We start from the raw sequence: 14229 nt of genomic DNA, 5'->3' as shown, positions 1-14229 counted from the left end.
CGATGAGTCTTCTGCATTCTTTTTATTGCTGGGGACATGTGGGAGTAGTGCTTCTTTCCACATTATTTTTTAGGATTTTTGGCATAGAAAACTGGAAATATATGGCGCTTGTATGGGCGCTGATTCCAATCGTAAACGGCGTACTTTTCACCAGAGTTCCGATTGCTCCATTGCTGGATGAAGGGGAAGAAGGACTGTCTATGGCAGAACTTTTTAAGAAAAAAATCTTCTGGGTTCTGATGTTGATGATGCTCTGTGCAGGAGCCAGTGAACAGGCAGTCAGCCAGTGGGCATCTACTCTTGCTGAGAAGAGTTTTGGAATCAACAAGACCATCGGAGATCTGGCAGGTCCTATGGCATTTGCGATTCTCATGGGAAGCTCCAGAGCTTTTTATGGAAAGTTTGGTGATAAGATCAATCTGGAACGTTTTATGCAGTATAGTGCGATTTTGTGCATGATTTCCTACCTGATGATCGCATTTATTCCCGTACCGGCACTTGGAATCCTGGGCTGTGCAGTCTGCGGTTTATCCGTCGGCATCATGTGGCCGGGAACATTTAGTATGGCAGCAGCGTCTGTGAAGAGAGGCGGAACTGCATTATTTGCACTTCTTGCACTGGCAGGTGATGTGGGATGTTCTTCAGGGCCTACTTATGTGGGAATGATTTCCGGTACACTGAATGATAATCTGAAAATGGGAATTTTCGCGGCACTTGTTTTTCCGATATTAATGATAGTAGGAATTAAGCTGATTTCCGGGATGAGAAAGAAGAATATATAGGAAATATAGCAGACTGCTGAATGGTTGTTACTGTTCACTCCGTTCACAGCAACACGCTTCGCGATGCACAGAATTTATGCTAATCGCATAAATTCGCGCGGTATGTCTCGGGTTTTCTGTGACCTTCGCTCACAAAAAACACCTCGCGGGATATTACCAGTGAACAGTAACGAATGGTTACCAAATATTTCAAAAGAACATTGTAAAATATAGAAGGTTTTGGTATACTAAATTAGCTTTACGGAGGAAAAACAATGGGAGAATGGATTAAAAAAATAAACTGGAAATTTGTTCTTGTAATGATCATAGGAAATATCATTCTTGGACTTGGAATTGCAATTTTTAAACTTTCCGGACTTGGAAATGACCCTTTCAGCGGAATGGCAATGGCATTGGCTGAATGTGTGGGAATTGAATATGCAAGATTTGTAATTTTGATGAATATAGGATTTTTCATAATAGAAATCATCTGGGGAAGAAAGCTGATCGGATTGGGAACAATCGTAAATGCTCTGCTTCTTGGATACATAGTGACCTTTTTCTATAATCTGATCACATCAGTGATTGATGCACCACAGCAGATGGCAATGAGGGTGCTGACTGTGTGCATTGGTGTTATCATCACAAGCCTTGGAATTTCCATGTATCAGCTTCCAAAGCAGGGTGTTGCACCGTATGACAGTATTTCACTGATCATGACAGAGAGATGGCCAAAGATCCCGTACTTCTGGTGCAGGGTATCAAATGATGCAATAAGTGCACTGGTGTGCTATCTTGCAGGCGGAATCGTGGGGCTTGGAACTTTAGTCAGCGCATTTGGATTCGGACCATTTGTACAGTTTTTTGACACACACTTTACATCAAAAGTGTTGGCGAAACTTAATAAATAAGACAACTATTTAAGTGATAAACTGTATAGCAACTATTCAGAGTAGAGGCACATAGCGGAAGCGGATTACGAATATCCGATTGACCAGTTTCTGTACAGTGAGGTGCAGAACAATTACGACATGAAAAAAAGACTGTCTTGTATATACTTTATTCGAACAAGAATAGGTATATACAGAGACAGTTTTTTTATTCAAAAAACAGTTATGAATGTCTGATACTAATATCACCATAATCAGACTTGACAGTCAGGTGATTTTGAGAGTTGGAAGATTCCTTCTGGTAGGTGCTTTTATCATCTGCAGATATAATTTTTCCATTTAATTCATCTGGAATATCAATGTCACCCATATTAGTATCCAGGCTAAATACCAAAGCGTTGAGATATTTTTCAGGAACAGACAGATCAATGTCACCCATTTTTGAAGTAATCTGGCAATTATTATTAAATGAAACATTGGAAAGCTCTGCATCACCGGAGGATAGTGCAAGAATACTGTCTGTAAAATTGGATTCTTCTGCAGACAGATCACCGAGAGAAGCATCCAGTTTCATATTTTCCAGAGAACTGTCAATGATAGAAATGTCACCATCTTTATCAGATATTGCTCCTCTTTTGGTCTGAAGACTCCTAAGTGAGATGTCACCTGTATTTGTTTGCAGATGGAAGTTCTGACAATTTAGTGAATCAAGTGTAAAATCTCCTTCATTCATCTGGCAGGAAAAGTTTTCAAGAGTCTGCTCATGTGGAATGTAGACGATAATCTGATTCTCAAGCATATCAGTATCGTCAGAAACATGACCATCTGTTAGGAACTCCTGTAGGAAACCGATATCAATCTGCAAATAACCAGATGCAGTTTTTCCATTTTTTTCCGACATGTTCAGAGTACCATTTTCTACCTGCCAGGAAACAGGAATTATACCTTTTACTGTTTCAACATTATAAGAGAGATAATAATTTTCGTCATCAGATTCCCGGATTGAGAAATCCATATGTTTCAGATCAGCATTTAAATTCTGGAAAGAATCGATTTTTTCCTTTTCCAGAATGGCATGGTTGCTATCAGATTTCTCAGAAGAAAAAGATCCGTTATAAGTATTTAAATCCGTATTTTTGATATATTCTCTGCCGCCAGCTGCGATGCCTGAAGCAAAGAGTACAGTGCCAAGTGCACAAAAGACAGTACCGATTATAAGAAAATTTTTAGTTTTATGATTCTTCATTATGGATCATCCTCTCTTTCTGTTTGTAATAAGCTGTGCGATTCTGGCAAACAGGATACAGGTCCATTTGCACAGATAAATTCCGAGAATGCAAAGCAGAATACTAAATCCAATACTCAGGAGTCCGAGTCCCAGAAGGATGAAGCTTCCGGAAATGGAAAATGGAATAGCGATAATTCCACGTACAAAAAGTTTGCCGCCAATGAGAAAAGCACATAATGCAAATATAAAAACACATAAGTATGCGCAAAACAGGCAGACAGCAACACTTGCTAATATGGCAAACAATACAATAAGCAAAGGAATTGCGATTGGTGCTGCACAGACAGCAAGAATTGCCACTTTTAAAGTTCCTTTTTGCACAGGTTTATTGATAGCAGAAGTTTTGCCCAGCTTCTTATCCAGAAGATTGGAAATCAGATCTCTGGCTGCTTCTTTTGGTGTGCCAAGTTCTTTCATCAGTTCCTGCTGACCATTCTCATCAGCTTCGCCAAAGTATTCTTCAAAGTAATCGACTGCGTCTTCATAGTCCTGTTTTGGAAGACGGTGCAAATACTTTTTCAGTTGAGTCATATATTGTTCTTTTGTCAATTTCGTACCCTCCCCTCAATAATCCCGTCAATTGTATCGCGGTAACTGTTCCATTCCTGATGCAAAAATTCAAGCTGTTTTTTGCCATCATCGGTGATGGAATAATATTTACGTTTACGTCCCTGGAATTCCTGCGAATAAGTCGTAACGTATCCACCTTTTTCCAACTTCTTCAGAATCGGATATAAAGTAGATTCTTTGATATCAGCTACGATTTTGACTGTCTGACTGATCTCGTATCCGTAGGAATCCTGTGTGTCCACGATAGAAAGAATCAAAAATTCAATCAACAATGCAGATACAGGATAATACATAGAACCACCTCCTGAAATAATATGTAAAATAATTATATATAAAAATTTTATATATAAAATATATACATATACAGAGAAGATGTCAAGAGGAATATTAAAATAAAAAAGAACTGTACCAGGAAGTGAGTTTCAATAGAAGTTATATAATTCTAAGAAACAATTCCTAAACAGTTCTTTTTTATAAAAATACCTTACGTAGTGTCTTGCTCACATTTCACAAAATGACTTATCTGAAGTTTTATCTATGCCATTTGCTGAAAATGAATCATATGCTATGTTAGTACAGCGAATATTAGGTAACCGCTATATTGACTTGTCTGATTTTTCATCTGCGGTGTTGTCGTCAATCGCCGTAGCCACCGCTACATCTCATTCCTCCGCCTTGCAGATGAAGAAATCATTCGTTTCAGATTAACTACACATATGACACGCCTCACAAGCCGATGGCGTAGTAGCGCATCCACCCATCGCGGTCTCACGCAGCTCTGCAGGAAGCTTCTTCCCTACGGTAAACATTGTCTGGATCATTTCGTCCAGAGGAATCAGCTGAGGGATTCCGGCGAGAGCCATCTCGGCGGCAATGAGCGCATTTGCAACACCGGCAGCATTTCTGTTCTGGCAAGGATATTCTACCAGACCTCCTACCGGATCACATACCAGACCAAGCATATTCATAAGGACAGTAGATGCTGCATACGTACATTCTTTTGGGGTGCCGCCCATCAGTTCCACAGCGGCAGAAGCAGCCATGGCAGAAGCAACGCCGACCTCTGCCTGACATCCGCCGACAGCACCGGCGACGGTGGCATTTCGCATTGCCAGATATCCGATTGCACTTGCATTGAAAAGCGCCTGAATGATCTGGTCGTCAGAGAAGTGGTAATGCTCCTGCATTGCCAGCATCAGTCCAGGGACAATTCCGGCAGAACCGGCAGTAGGAGAGGCCACGATCAATCCCATAGAAGCGTTAGTCTCAAGTGTTGCCATGGCGTAAGTTATTGCTCTCTGAAGCAGATCACCACAAAGTCCCTGACTATTCTGAGCGTGAATACTCAGCTTTCTTGCCTCGCCTCCGATTAGACCGCCCATGGATTTTACAGGTTTTTCAATAGGAGAACGTGCGGCATCTTTCATAATCTCCAGAACCCGGCTCATTCGTTCCTTTACAGTTTCAGCGGTTGTTTCGCCAAGTTCAATTTCGCGAAGACGCATGATCTCTGAAATAGGAAGATTTTTTTCTTCACAGAGTGTTAAGAGTTCGTTTGCGTTTTTAAAGTCCATGATAAAAATCCTCCTTTCTTTACATCTGTACGATCATGACTTCATGAATATTTGGGTTTTCGCGGATAGCAGGAACGATATTCTCCGGAAGCTTACCATCAGATTCTACAATTGTGTAAGCAATATCGCCCTTTCCTTCGCGGAAGAGACGCATGAATGCAATATTGATATTTCGGTCACTCAGGCATTTGGTAATATAGGCCACAACACCCGGAGTATCCTGGTGAATAACGATGACTGCGCTGTACTCGCCAGTAAAATCTACCTGGACGTGATTGATCTCAACAATACGGACTTTTCCACCACCCAGGGATTCTCCGCGCACAGTCATTTTCTGGCCTTTTTCATTTTCCATACAGATATCTACAGTATTTGGATGAATGTCTGTTTCCTGGTCATTAGGAGTGAATGAAAACTCCAGACCTTTTTCATGGGCAATATCGAATGAGTTTCGGATACGCATATCATCCGTAGAAAATCCCATGATTCCTCCAAGCAAAGCGCGGTCTGTACCATGTCCGCGATAGGTTTTGGCAAAAGAACCATACAGAATAAAATCAGCTCTTTTTAACGGACCTTCGATCATTTTATGGGCAAGATAAGAAATACGTGCCGCACCTGCGGTATGTGAACTTGAAGGACCGATCATGTTCGGTCCCATTACATCAAATGCACTGATAAATGACATAAGAATTATTCTCCTGTAATTATGAAATAATAAGCCCTCCGGCATTAACTATATTCTAACATTCACTCATGAAATAAGCAAATTCTAATATAAACTGTTAAAGGAAAGCCTTACGTTAGTATTGTTACTGTTCGCTCTGTGCCAGTAACGTTAATATAAACAAAAATTAATGTAAAAAATAGAAAAACAGGGTTGCTTTTTCACAATAGGGCGGTTACAATAACAATGCAAATGAAACAAGACTGTTTTTATCATAAAAGAACAGTGTAAGTTTTGAGCGTTCAGGAAATCAGTTCACAGAAAGAATGAAGTTTTTCTGAACGAAAAATATAGAGAAAAGGCAGGTGGAACAGAATGGATAATTGCGATTCTCATGGGCGAAGTAGTAGCACAGGATCTGAAATAAAAAGAGTATATGAGTATTGCAGACATTCTTCTGTTCTGCTGTAGTCATATATTACACATCTTTTTTCGATTTCTTATCCTGTATTTATGAAATTCCCCGAATCATGCAATTACATATTTGAACAGTGAATAATCAGTAAGTAATACATTGGAAGTGCTTACTGTTTTATTGTGCTGGAAAGTGCATAAGGAAAGTGGCAGTAACGACAGACTGCTTTCTTTTGGTGCGCAATTTATGTACAAAAACGGAGGAAAAAATGATGGAGAAAAGAGTACAGGATTATTCCAAAGAAATTCTCAAAATCATCCGCAGCAATACCTCTCCGGCTGTTATGGCAGGAAGACTGCAGGATTATCATGAGAATGACCTGGCAGATGTACTGCCAATGCTGACTGTACAGGAAAGGTGCAAACTGTACCGTATTCTGGATACAGATGTGCTCTCTGATATTTTTGAGTACACAGAAGAAGAGAACGCAGCAGAGTATCTGAACGAAATGGATGTAAAAAAGGCGGCAGCCATTTTATCCAGAATGGAGACAGATGCCCTGGCAGATGTATTAAATAAACTTGAAAAAGCAAAAAAGAAAATACTGATCGATCTGTTAGAACCTGAGGTTCGGCGTGATGTGGAGATGATCGCATCTTTTGATGAGGATGAGATCGGAAGCCGCATGACTACAAATTTTATTGTGATCACAGATAAGCTCACCGTAAAGCAGGCGATGAGCAGTCTGATTTCACAGGCAGCGAAGAACGATAATATTTCTACGATTTTCGTAGTAACAGAGCAGCAGAAATTCTACGGTGCGATCGATTTGAAAGAATTGATTATTGCCAGACAGGATGATCTGCTCGAGAATCTGGTCGTGACATCATATCCGTATGTGTATGCGGAGGAGAATATTGATGACTGTATTGAAGAACTGAAGGATTATTCAGAAGATTCTGTTCCGGTACTGGATAATGATAACCAGCTTCTGGGTGTTATCACATCTGCGAGCATCATTGATCTGGTTGATGACGAGATGGGAGATGACTATGCGAAGCTGGCTGGTCTGACTGCCGAAGAAGATTTAAAAGAACCTCTGAAAGAGAGTATGAAGAAACGTATGCCATGGCTGATCATTCTGTTAGGTCTTGGAATGGTCGTATCTTCTGTTGTAGGTCTCTTTGAGCAGGTAGTAACGGCACTTCCGATTGTGATGTGTTTCCAGTCCCTCATCCTGGACATGGCGGGAAATGTAGGTACACAGTCTCTGGCTGTAACGATCCGTGTGCTGATGGATGAATCACTTACAGGAAAACAGAAACTGGAACTTGTATGGAAAGAAATGCGAATCGGCTTGTGCAACGGCAGCCTTCTGGGATTTTTCTCTTTCGTATTGATTGGGTTGTATATTTATCTGTTTAAGGGAAAAACATTGCTGTTTTCTTACGCAGTGTCAGGCTGTATCGGTGTGGCACTTTTACTGGCAATGCTGATTTCCAGTGCAGTGGGAACCTGCATTCCGCTGTTTTTTAAGAAAATTAATATTGACCCGGCAGTAGCTTCCGGTCCGCTGATTACAACGGTGAACGACCTGGTTGCGGTAATCACATACTATGGTCTCAGCTGGATTTTTTTACTGGAAATGTTGCATCTGGCGGGATAATAAAACTGTAAAAAATGGGCTGTCTATTTCCCGACAGCTCATTTTTATGTACGTCTGGAAGCGTACAATTGTAATCTCTTAAATAAATTTTGGCTTTAAGAGAGTTGCTTCAGAAATAATCTGAAGTGAAGTCTCAGTTTAGTTTTATGCAGAGGCTTTGGAAAGTTTCTGCTTCTTAAATGTCTGGATTCCTTCAGCTACAAGGAAGAGAGCCAGAATAGCCATAGCTGCCGCAAAGATAAGCTGGAACCAGTCACCCCAGAGAGCCTGTCCTGCACCGATTATAACGATCTTATTTTTTACAGTGATAAGCAGGCAGCAGAGTGTTGCTGCAAGCATAAATACCATTGGGACATAGAACATTTTATTGTTCTTTCCTGCCTGGCCAAGCCATGCGCAGACGGCCATGAGAGCGATACCTGCTGCAAATGCTGCCGGAGGACCACCGAAAGCTCCGCCTGTATATTTATCAAATACCATACCAACTGCGATCAGAGCTACGATACCAAGTGCAGATTCAATCAGCATGGAACCGTAGGCGATAGGTTTTGCATTTTTTTATATTATCTAAATTAATAGGGTTTTTATGAATGATGAATGAAGGGATTGTTTTATGAAAATAATTGGAATTGATATTGGAACAACAACAATCAGCGGTGTTGTTCTGGAGAATAAAGTAGAAGGTCAAATAACAACTAAAGCAGAAGAAAAATTGGCAATTGTTGAGGCAAAGACTATAGAAAATGGCTGTTTTATCCCAACAGAACACGAATGGGAACGAATACAGGATGCAGAACAGATAATAAAAAAGGCTCAGAATTTAACAGACTATTTTTTAGATAAATATCAGGATGTCGAGAGAATCGGACTTACCGGGCAGATGCATGGAATTGTGTACATTGATAAGAATGGAAAATGTGTCAGTCCGTTGTATACATGGCAGGATGAACGAGGGAATCTTTATAGCGAAAATGGAGATTCTTGTGGTGAAAAAGAAAATGCTTATGATGAAATCGGAGAAGAGAAAATAAATGAAGTTAAAATAAAGAAAACCAAAGGAATATCTCTGATAGAGGAAATCCAACAAAAGTGTAAGTTAAAAACAGCATCTGGATATGGGCTGGTTACGCACATTTACAATATGAGACATAGCTTGATTCCGAAATCAGCGACAAGTTTCTGTACGATTATGGATTATCTTGGAATGTGCCTGACAGGACGACAAGTACCGCTTGTGCATGTCAGCAACGCTGCAAGCTTCGGCTTCTTTAACGGACGTAAGATGTGTTTTGAAACAGAAAAACTAAATGAAATGGGAATTGAAGAAAAGTGGCTGCCAGAGATTTGCACTGATGTGAAAAAACTGGGTACATATCGAAACTGTACAGTGACAGCCGCAATAGGCGATAATCAGGCAAGCTTCCTCGGTTCAGTAGGAAATAAGAGTAATACCTTACTTGTAAACATGGGAACAGGTGGACAGATTTCCATTCTTTCTGATTGGTATTTTGAAAAAGATGGAATCGAAGCAAGACCTTTTCTGAATAGAAAATATCTGCTGGCTGGTGCGTCTTTATGTGGTGGAAAAGCATATGCGTTACTTGAAAACTTTTTCAGAAAATTTGTAAAAGAAGCAACAGGGCAGGATAAGCCATTATACAAAATAATGGAAACAATGGCGGAAAAAGGAAAAGAATTTGATGCCAGACAGCTAGAGAACAGAAGACTTAAAATAGAAACCACATTCGATGGCACAAGAGTCAGCCCGGAACTTGGCGGCAGTATTACGAATCTGTTCTCTGATAACTTCACACCGGAAAGCTTCACCTATGGAGTTCTGGAGGGAATGAGCAGAGAACTTTACAATATGTATCAGACCATTCACAACGGAACTGATATCGAAGTAAAACATATAACAGGCTCAGGAAACGGCCTCAGAAAAAATAAAGTACTCTGTGAAATTGTTGAGGAAATGTTTGGAGCAGAACTTGTTCTAGCGGAATACGAAGAGGAAGCGGCAGTGGGTGCTGCAATAAGTGGAAGTATCAGCAATGTTAACACTTGTAAAAATTGCTAATAAATCAAAGGAGAAATTCCATGAATAAGAAAAAACTTGCATTTATCTGTGTTCACAATTCCTGCCGAAGCCAGATTGCAGAAGCACTTGGGAAAAAACTTGCAGGAGATGTGTTTGAATGCTATTCCGCAGGAACGGAAACAAAGCCCCAGATCAATCAGGATGCGGTGCGCCTGATGAAAGAACTGTACGATATTGATATGGAACAGACACAGTACAGTAAAACATTTGACAAGATACCTGTTCCGGATATTGCTGTCTCGATGGGCTGTGATGTAGGGTGCCCGTATATCGGCAGAGCTTTCGATGAAAATTGGGGACTGCAGGATCCGACAGGTCAGAGTGATGAAGTATTCATCAGCGTAATGCGAGAGATTGAGCGAAATATTATCCGACTTGTGGATAAAGAAAAATAATAAAACGTAGTGTATAGGAAAACTTTGGCAGATATGAGGAAAGAAATATGAGAAAAGAATCCAACTATGGGATTATGAAACATCAAATGCAAGATGTATTTGCACAAGGAAATCTTGCACTGGTAGCAGAAAAATGGAATCTTGATATAAATGATGAAGTTATTTATGTTCGTTTTATTGCAAGAGATTACACCATTAATGTAAAAAGCGGGCTTATCCTGCGTGCAGACAATGGCATCGAAGAAGATTACAATGAAGCAATGACACTGTATGATATTCTTTCTCGTGAGCCTGCAGTACTATTTGAAAAATTTGTTTCGATTGATTCCTTTAGGCGGTTTAAAAAGTACATCTGGAGGAAGTAGCATTTTTGACAGCGCAAAAGCTGCATTTGATCATCAGGAGACCAAGCTTGCACACGCATGCGAGAAGCTTGGGGATGTGCCCTTTGGTAAGTCGGATGTAGGATTGTTTGGAGGACTTTGCGGTTCACTCAACAATATTTTCGTTCATATGTCAGGGCAAAACATAGGAAATGACATGCGGAAGGATTGTTTTCGTAAAATAATGAGATTTTCATTCCCTCAGATGAACTATTTTGGAAGCGGTTCTCTTGTGACGCGGGTGACAAATGATATTACACAGGTACAAAATTTCGTATCGCAGTTTGTCAGAGGAATGATTAGAACAATGATGCTTACATTCGGAAGTATATTCTGCATGTGGCGCCTGAATTCCAGATTTGGGCTGATTGTGTTGTGTGCGTTTCCTTTTCTTGTAGGTACGCTTATCATATGTCTGTGTAAGGCAAATCCTTTGTTTCGCAACTACAGGGAAAGTTGGATGATATCAATGCAATCATGCAGGAGGATATTTCAGGTATTAGAATTATTAAGGCATGTGTGCGTGAAATATATGAGAAGGCACGTTTTGGAAAAGCCAATGACGAACTTATAAAGACACAGTTGCAGACCCTTGTGATTTTTGCGTTCATGAACCCAATTGTGAATGCAATCATGTATATTCTCAGATACCATACGCAGTAATCTGAAATATGGCAACGAAAGTGCTACGGAGGCTCAACTGGAAAAGGCTGTAGAGATGAGTCGATGCCTGGATATGGTAAAACGTCTTCCGCAAGGATATGACACTGTATTATATGGCGCGGGAGATAATATCAGTCAGGGACAACGTCAGCTTTTTGCGATAGCCCGTGCATTTGTTGCGGATCCTAAGATACTGATTCTGGACGAGGCGACATCTAATGTAGATACACGCACAGAGAAAAAATTCAGATAGCTATGCAGGGGCGCACAAGTATTGTAATTGCCCACCGTCTGTCCACAATCAGAGATTCAGACATGATTGTTGTAATGGATCATGGTGAAATAGTCGAATGTGGAACACACGAAGAACTACTGGAGAGAAAGGGTAAATATCATGAACTTTATATGACACAATATGCCGGTTTCTCCATTTAGAATCTTGCGAAACCTATCCAAATCGACAAGATGCTGAAGATGATTAGAAAAGTACTGAAAGATTAAAAGAGAAAAATTGCAGGTGGACAAGTAATTTTTAATAAACCTTCCCATAGTCATAGTTTCTGATAAACTCAAGCACTTTTCTGACTGCCGGGGCCAAATCATGCATATCCCGGACACATGCGCCAATGACACGTTCTTCCGCTGGTGAGATGGGTAGCATTTTTACTTCATTTTCAAAACCATACATGGTCAGAAGCGGCATGATTGCAAAGCCAAATCCGGCTTTGACCATTTCAACCGTTGTTTTATCATCTACCACATGGCATACGGTGCGGACATCGAGATTCAGTTTGTCTATAATACGGCTGGCATCCGCATCGCAGGATTCACGCTGCATGATAAAGCGTACATCTGCAAGACTTTCAAGTGAAATTTCAGAATCAGATGCAGTTTTAGTCCCTTTGCGTAAAATGCACATCAGCGGATCAGCGAAAATCCGATAAAAAGGAAAATGCGGGTTCACTGTCTCAGACAGGAAACCGATGTCAACCACTCCGGTTTTCAGCCAATCAATGATATTTTCGTAAGACCCCTGATAGATTTCAAAAGTAATGTTGGGATATTGTGCCTTGAAGCCGTAGATCAGATCAGGCAGATATCTGCACATGGAATTAAAAATTCCAAGACGGACATGACCTTTCTCAAGACCATTCAAATCTGACAAATATTGAAACAGCATATCTTCTTTTTGGATTATGGAGGAAATCAGTGGCAAAATACTTTCACCAGTGGTGGTCAGAGTGACACCGCGTCGGTTTCGAATAAATAAAGTGCCCCCAAATTCCTGTTCCATCTGCTTTATAATATGGCTGATCGCGGGAGGTGTAACATTATGAAGCTCCGCTGCTTTTTGAAAGCTGTTGTATTGAACTATCGTAAGAAATACACGGTAATTGAAAGTGTCCATGACTTATCCCTTTCGCATTATAAGATGATATTAGAATCAAAAGCTTTTTACTCCTAACTTTTGACTCTGGTATTATAAGATAAAAAAAAATAAAGTATAAAATAAATAACTTTATATTTATTTATTACTATTTTAAGGTTATGATTGGTATACGTCAAGTTAAGTAATGAAATGGGGAAAAGTAAATGAAGAAAAAAAGTAGTTTTACAGGGCAGCTCGGATTTGTTTTTGCGGCGGCCGGGAGTGCAGTTGGAGTGGGCAATCTCTGGAGATTTCCTTTTCTGGCAGCAAAGGATGGCGGCGGTGTTTTTCTGCTGATTTATCTGGTGTTGATTTTTACGGTCGGCTTTGTGCTGTTGACCACCGATATCGCCATTGGACGCAGAACTGGTAAGAGTGCGATTTATGCCTATGAAAGTATGAATCGGAAATGGAAATTTCTTGGTGTGATCACCTTCTTTGTACCTGTTCTGATTATGACATACTATGCCGTAATCGGCGGCTGGATACTCAAATATATCTTGCTGTTTGCAACCGGAAATGTGGAAACAGCAGCACAGGACAACTGTTTCACATCATTTATCACAGAACCTGGTTCTGTGTGGTATGGATTAATTTTTATGTTGATTACGTCCTTTATTGTATATAACGGTGTGGAAAAAGGAATTGAACGTGTGTCCAAAACTATGATGCCGATACTGTTAGTGATTGTGGTTGGAATCGCTATTTACTCCCTGACACTAAAAAGTACAGCGGATGATGGAAGTATCCGAACAGGTATGCAGGGATTAAAGGTCTATCTGACTCCGAATTGGTCTGGCATGACGGTATCAAGATTTCTGCAGATTGCATTGGATGCGATGAGCCAGTTGTTCTTCTCATTGAGCGTATCAATGGGAATTATGATTACTTATGGTTCTTATGTAAAACCGGAGGTTGATCTGGGAAAATCCGTATCAATGATCGAAGTTATGGATACTGGTGTTGCACTTCTGGCGGGAGTTATGATTATTCCGGCGGTCTATGTATTTTTTGGCGTGGACGGTATGGCAGCAGGGCCTGGACTGATGTTCATTTCTCTGCCGAAGGTATTCTATCGAATGGGTGTTGCGGGAAGAATCATAGGTCTTCTTTTCTTTGTCCTTGCAGCTTTTGCGGCACTGACTTCCTGTATTTCGGTTCTGGAATCCATTACCGCTAACTGTATGGAGATTTTCCATACAGAACGTAAAAAAACAACGGGAGTTCTGTCCATTATTTATCTGGTTGCAACTGCTGTTATTGCACTGGGTTATAGCGTTTTCTATGTTGAGGTTATGCTGCCAAACGGAAGCACCGGACAGCTGCTGGATATTATGGACTACATCAGCAACAGTTTTATGATGCCTTTCATTGCACTGTTGTCGGCTATTTTTATCGGCTGGGTTATGAAACCAAACTGGATCGTGGAA

General features: G+C 40.5%; 15 protein-coding genes and 1 pseudogene. 9 read left to right on the top strand and 7 right to left on the bottom strand.

The window, feature by feature from the left end:
• Both AC058W_RS03420 and AC058W_RS03415 read left to right on the top strand, forming a co-directional pair.
• A partial coding sequence (locus AC058W_RS03420) for an MFS transporter (RefSeq protein WP_479389721.1) occupies nt 1-782 on the top strand: 782 nt, incomplete at its 5' end.
• 254 nt (nt 783-1036) lie between these two features.
• Nucleotides 1037-1672, top strand: coding sequence for a YczE/YyaS/YitT family protein (locus AC058W_RS03415; RefSeq protein ID WP_117676825.1), 636 nt, complete (start codon nt 1037-1039; stop codon nt 1670-1672).
• A 202-nt stretch (nt 1673-1874) separates the two neighbouring features.
• On the opposite strand, the gene AC058W_RS03410 is transcribed toward AC058W_RS03415, so the two are convergent.
• From AC058W_RS03410 to sdaAB, 5 genes are all read right to left on the bottom strand, one after another.
• On the bottom strand, nt 1875-2897 hold the full coding sequence (locus AC058W_RS03410; RefSeq protein WP_118609828.1) for a DUF4097 family beta strand repeat-containing protein: 1023 nt from the start codon (nt 2895-2897) through the stop codon (nt 1875-1877).
• Between the two features lie 6 nt (nt 2898-2903).
• Complete coding sequence (locus AC058W_RS03405; protein ID WP_242986838.1) at nt 2904-3488, bottom strand: DUF1700 domain-containing protein; 585 nt, start codon at nt 3486-3488, stop codon at nt 2904-2906.
• Nucleotides 3485-3802 (bottom strand): PadR family transcriptional regulator, encoded by a 318-nt coding sequence (locus AC058W_RS03400; protein ID WP_117676823.1) that lies wholly within the window; start codon nt 3800-3802, stop codon nt 3485-3487. Before AC058W_RS03400 ends, AC058W_RS03405 begins: the two co-directional genes overlap by 4 nt.
• A 411-nt stretch (nt 3803-4213) precedes the next feature.
• Nucleotides 4214-5083 (bottom strand): L-serine ammonia-lyase, iron-sulfur-dependent, subunit alpha, encoded by an 870-nt coding sequence (gene sdaAA, locus AC058W_RS03395; protein WP_479389720.1) that lies wholly within the window; start codon nt 5081-5083, stop codon nt 4214-4216.
• Between the two features lie 19 nt (nt 5084-5102).
• Entirely contained in the window at nt 5103-5771 is a 669-nt protein-coding gene (gene sdaAB, locus AC058W_RS03390) for an L-serine ammonia-lyase, iron-sulfur-dependent subunit beta (RefSeq protein WP_117676821.1), read from the bottom strand.
• A 665-nt stretch (nt 5772-6436) separates the two neighbouring features.
• On the opposite strand from sdaAB, the gene mgtE reads away from it, so the two are divergent.
• A complete protein-coding gene (gene mgtE / locus AC058W_RS03385; protein WP_117676820.1) occupies nt 6437-7831 on the top strand; it encodes a magnesium transporter in 1395 nt (464 codons plus the stop codon).
• 144 nt (nt 7832-7975) lie between these two features.
• Here mgtE and AC058W_RS03380 read toward each other — a convergent pair whose 3' ends face one another.
• Entirely contained in the window at nt 7976-8359 is a 384-nt protein-coding gene (locus tag AC058W_RS03380; RefSeq protein ID WP_479389719.1) for a hypothetical protein, read from the bottom strand.
• 85 nt (nt 8360-8444) lie between these two features.
• On the opposite strand from AC058W_RS03380, the gene AC058W_RS03375 reads away from it, so the two are divergent.
• The 5 genes and pseudogenes from AC058W_RS03375 to AC058W_RS03355 all read left to right on the top strand — a co-directional run bounded on the left by AC058W_RS03375 (nt 8445) and on the right by AC058W_RS03355 (nt 11623).
• Nucleotides 8445-9908 (top strand): sedoheptulokinase, encoded by a 1464-nt coding sequence (locus tag AC058W_RS03375; protein WP_479389718.1) that lies wholly within the window; start codon nt 8445-8447, stop codon nt 9906-9908.
• A 20-nt stretch (nt 9909-9928) separates the two neighbouring features.
• The gene (locus tag AC058W_RS03370; protein ID WP_118247182.1) at nt 9929-10324 is read left to right on the top strand and encodes an arsenate reductase ArsC; all 396 of its coding nucleotides are present in this window, start codon (nt 9929-9931) and stop codon (nt 10322-10324) included.
• A 47-nt stretch (nt 10325-10371) separates the two neighbouring features.
• Nucleotides 10372-10689 (top strand): hypothetical protein, encoded by a 318-nt coding sequence (locus tag AC058W_RS03365; protein WP_479389717.1) that lies wholly within the window; start codon nt 10372-10374, stop codon nt 10687-10689.
• Nucleotides 10595-11370 (top strand): annotated as a pseudogene (locus AC058W_RS03360) (ABC transporter permease). Before AC058W_RS03365 ends, AC058W_RS03360 begins: the two are co-directional and overlap by 95 nt.
• On the top strand, nt 11333-11623 hold the full coding sequence (locus tag AC058W_RS03355) for an ATP-binding cassette domain-containing protein (protein ID WP_242986836.1): 291 nt from the start codon (nt 11333-11335) through the stop codon (nt 11621-11623). The pseudogene AC058W_RS03360 and the gene AC058W_RS03355 overlap by 38 nt, the downstream one beginning before the upstream one ends.
• Nucleotides 11624-11902: 279 nt before the next feature.
• Here the strand turns inward: AC058W_RS03355 and AC058W_RS03350 are convergent, their stop codons facing one another.
• On the bottom strand, nt 11903-12778 hold the full coding sequence (locus tag AC058W_RS03350) for a LysR family transcriptional regulator (RefSeq protein WP_117676813.1): 876 nt from the start codon (nt 12776-12778) through the stop codon (nt 11903-11905).
• 185 nt (nt 12779-12963) lie between these two features.
• Here AC058W_RS03350 and AC058W_RS03345 point away from each other — a divergent pair.
• On the top strand, nt 12964-14229 hold a 1266-nt coding region (locus AC058W_RS03345), incomplete at its 3' end, for a sodium-dependent transporter (RefSeq protein ID WP_479389716.1).

It is taken from the genome of Blautia sp. CGZ-1-C1, from assembly GCF_056504575.1.
This window is presented reverse-complemented; position numbering and strand designations above follow the sequence as displayed.

Bases quoted from the DNA above. Each gene is read 5' to 3' on its own strand.
- AC058W_RS03415 (WP_117676825.1), top strand. From the start codon at position 1,037: ATGGGAGAATGGATTAAAAAAATAAACTGGAAATTTGTTCTTGTAATG.
- AC058W_RS03410 (WP_118609828.1), bottom strand. From the start codon at position 2,897: ATGAAGAATCATAAAACTAAAAATTTTCTTATAATCGGTACTGTCTTT.
- AC058W_RS03400 (WP_117676823.1), bottom strand. From the start codon at position 3,802: ATGTATTATCCTGTATCTGCATTGTTGATTGAATTTTTGATTCTTTCT.
- sdaAA (WP_479389720.1), bottom strand. From the start codon at position 5,083: ATGGACTTTAAAAACGCAAACGAACTCTTAACACTCTGTGAAGAAAAA.
- sdaAB (WP_117676821.1), bottom strand. From the start codon at position 5,771: ATGTCATTTATCAGTGCATTTGATGTAATGGGACCGAACATGATCGGT.
- mgtE (WP_117676820.1), top strand. From the start codon at position 6,437: ATGGAGAAAAGAGTACAGGATTATTCCAAAGAAATTCTCAAAATCATC.
- AC058W_RS03380 (WP_479389719.1), bottom strand. From the start codon at position 8,359: ATGCTGATTGAATCTGCACTTGGTATCGTAGCTCTGATCGCAGTTGGT.
- AC058W_RS03375 (WP_479389718.1), top strand. From the start codon at position 8,445: ATGAAAATAATTGGAATTGATATTGGAACAACAACAATCAGCGGTGTT.
- AC058W_RS03370 (WP_118247182.1), top strand. From the start codon at position 9,929: ATGAATAAGAAAAAACTTGCATTTATCTGTGTTCACAATTCCTGCCGA.
- AC058W_RS03365 (WP_479389717.1), top strand. From the start codon at position 10,372: ATGAGAAAAGAATCCAACTATGGGATTATGAAACATCAAATGCAAGAT.
- AC058W_RS03355 (WP_242986836.1), top strand. From the start codon at position 11,333: ATGCAATCATGTATATTCTCAGATACCATACGCAGTAATCTGAAATAT.
- AC058W_RS03350 (WP_117676813.1), bottom strand. From the start codon at position 12,778: ATGGACACTTTCAATTACCGTGTATTTCTTACGATAGTTCAATACAAC.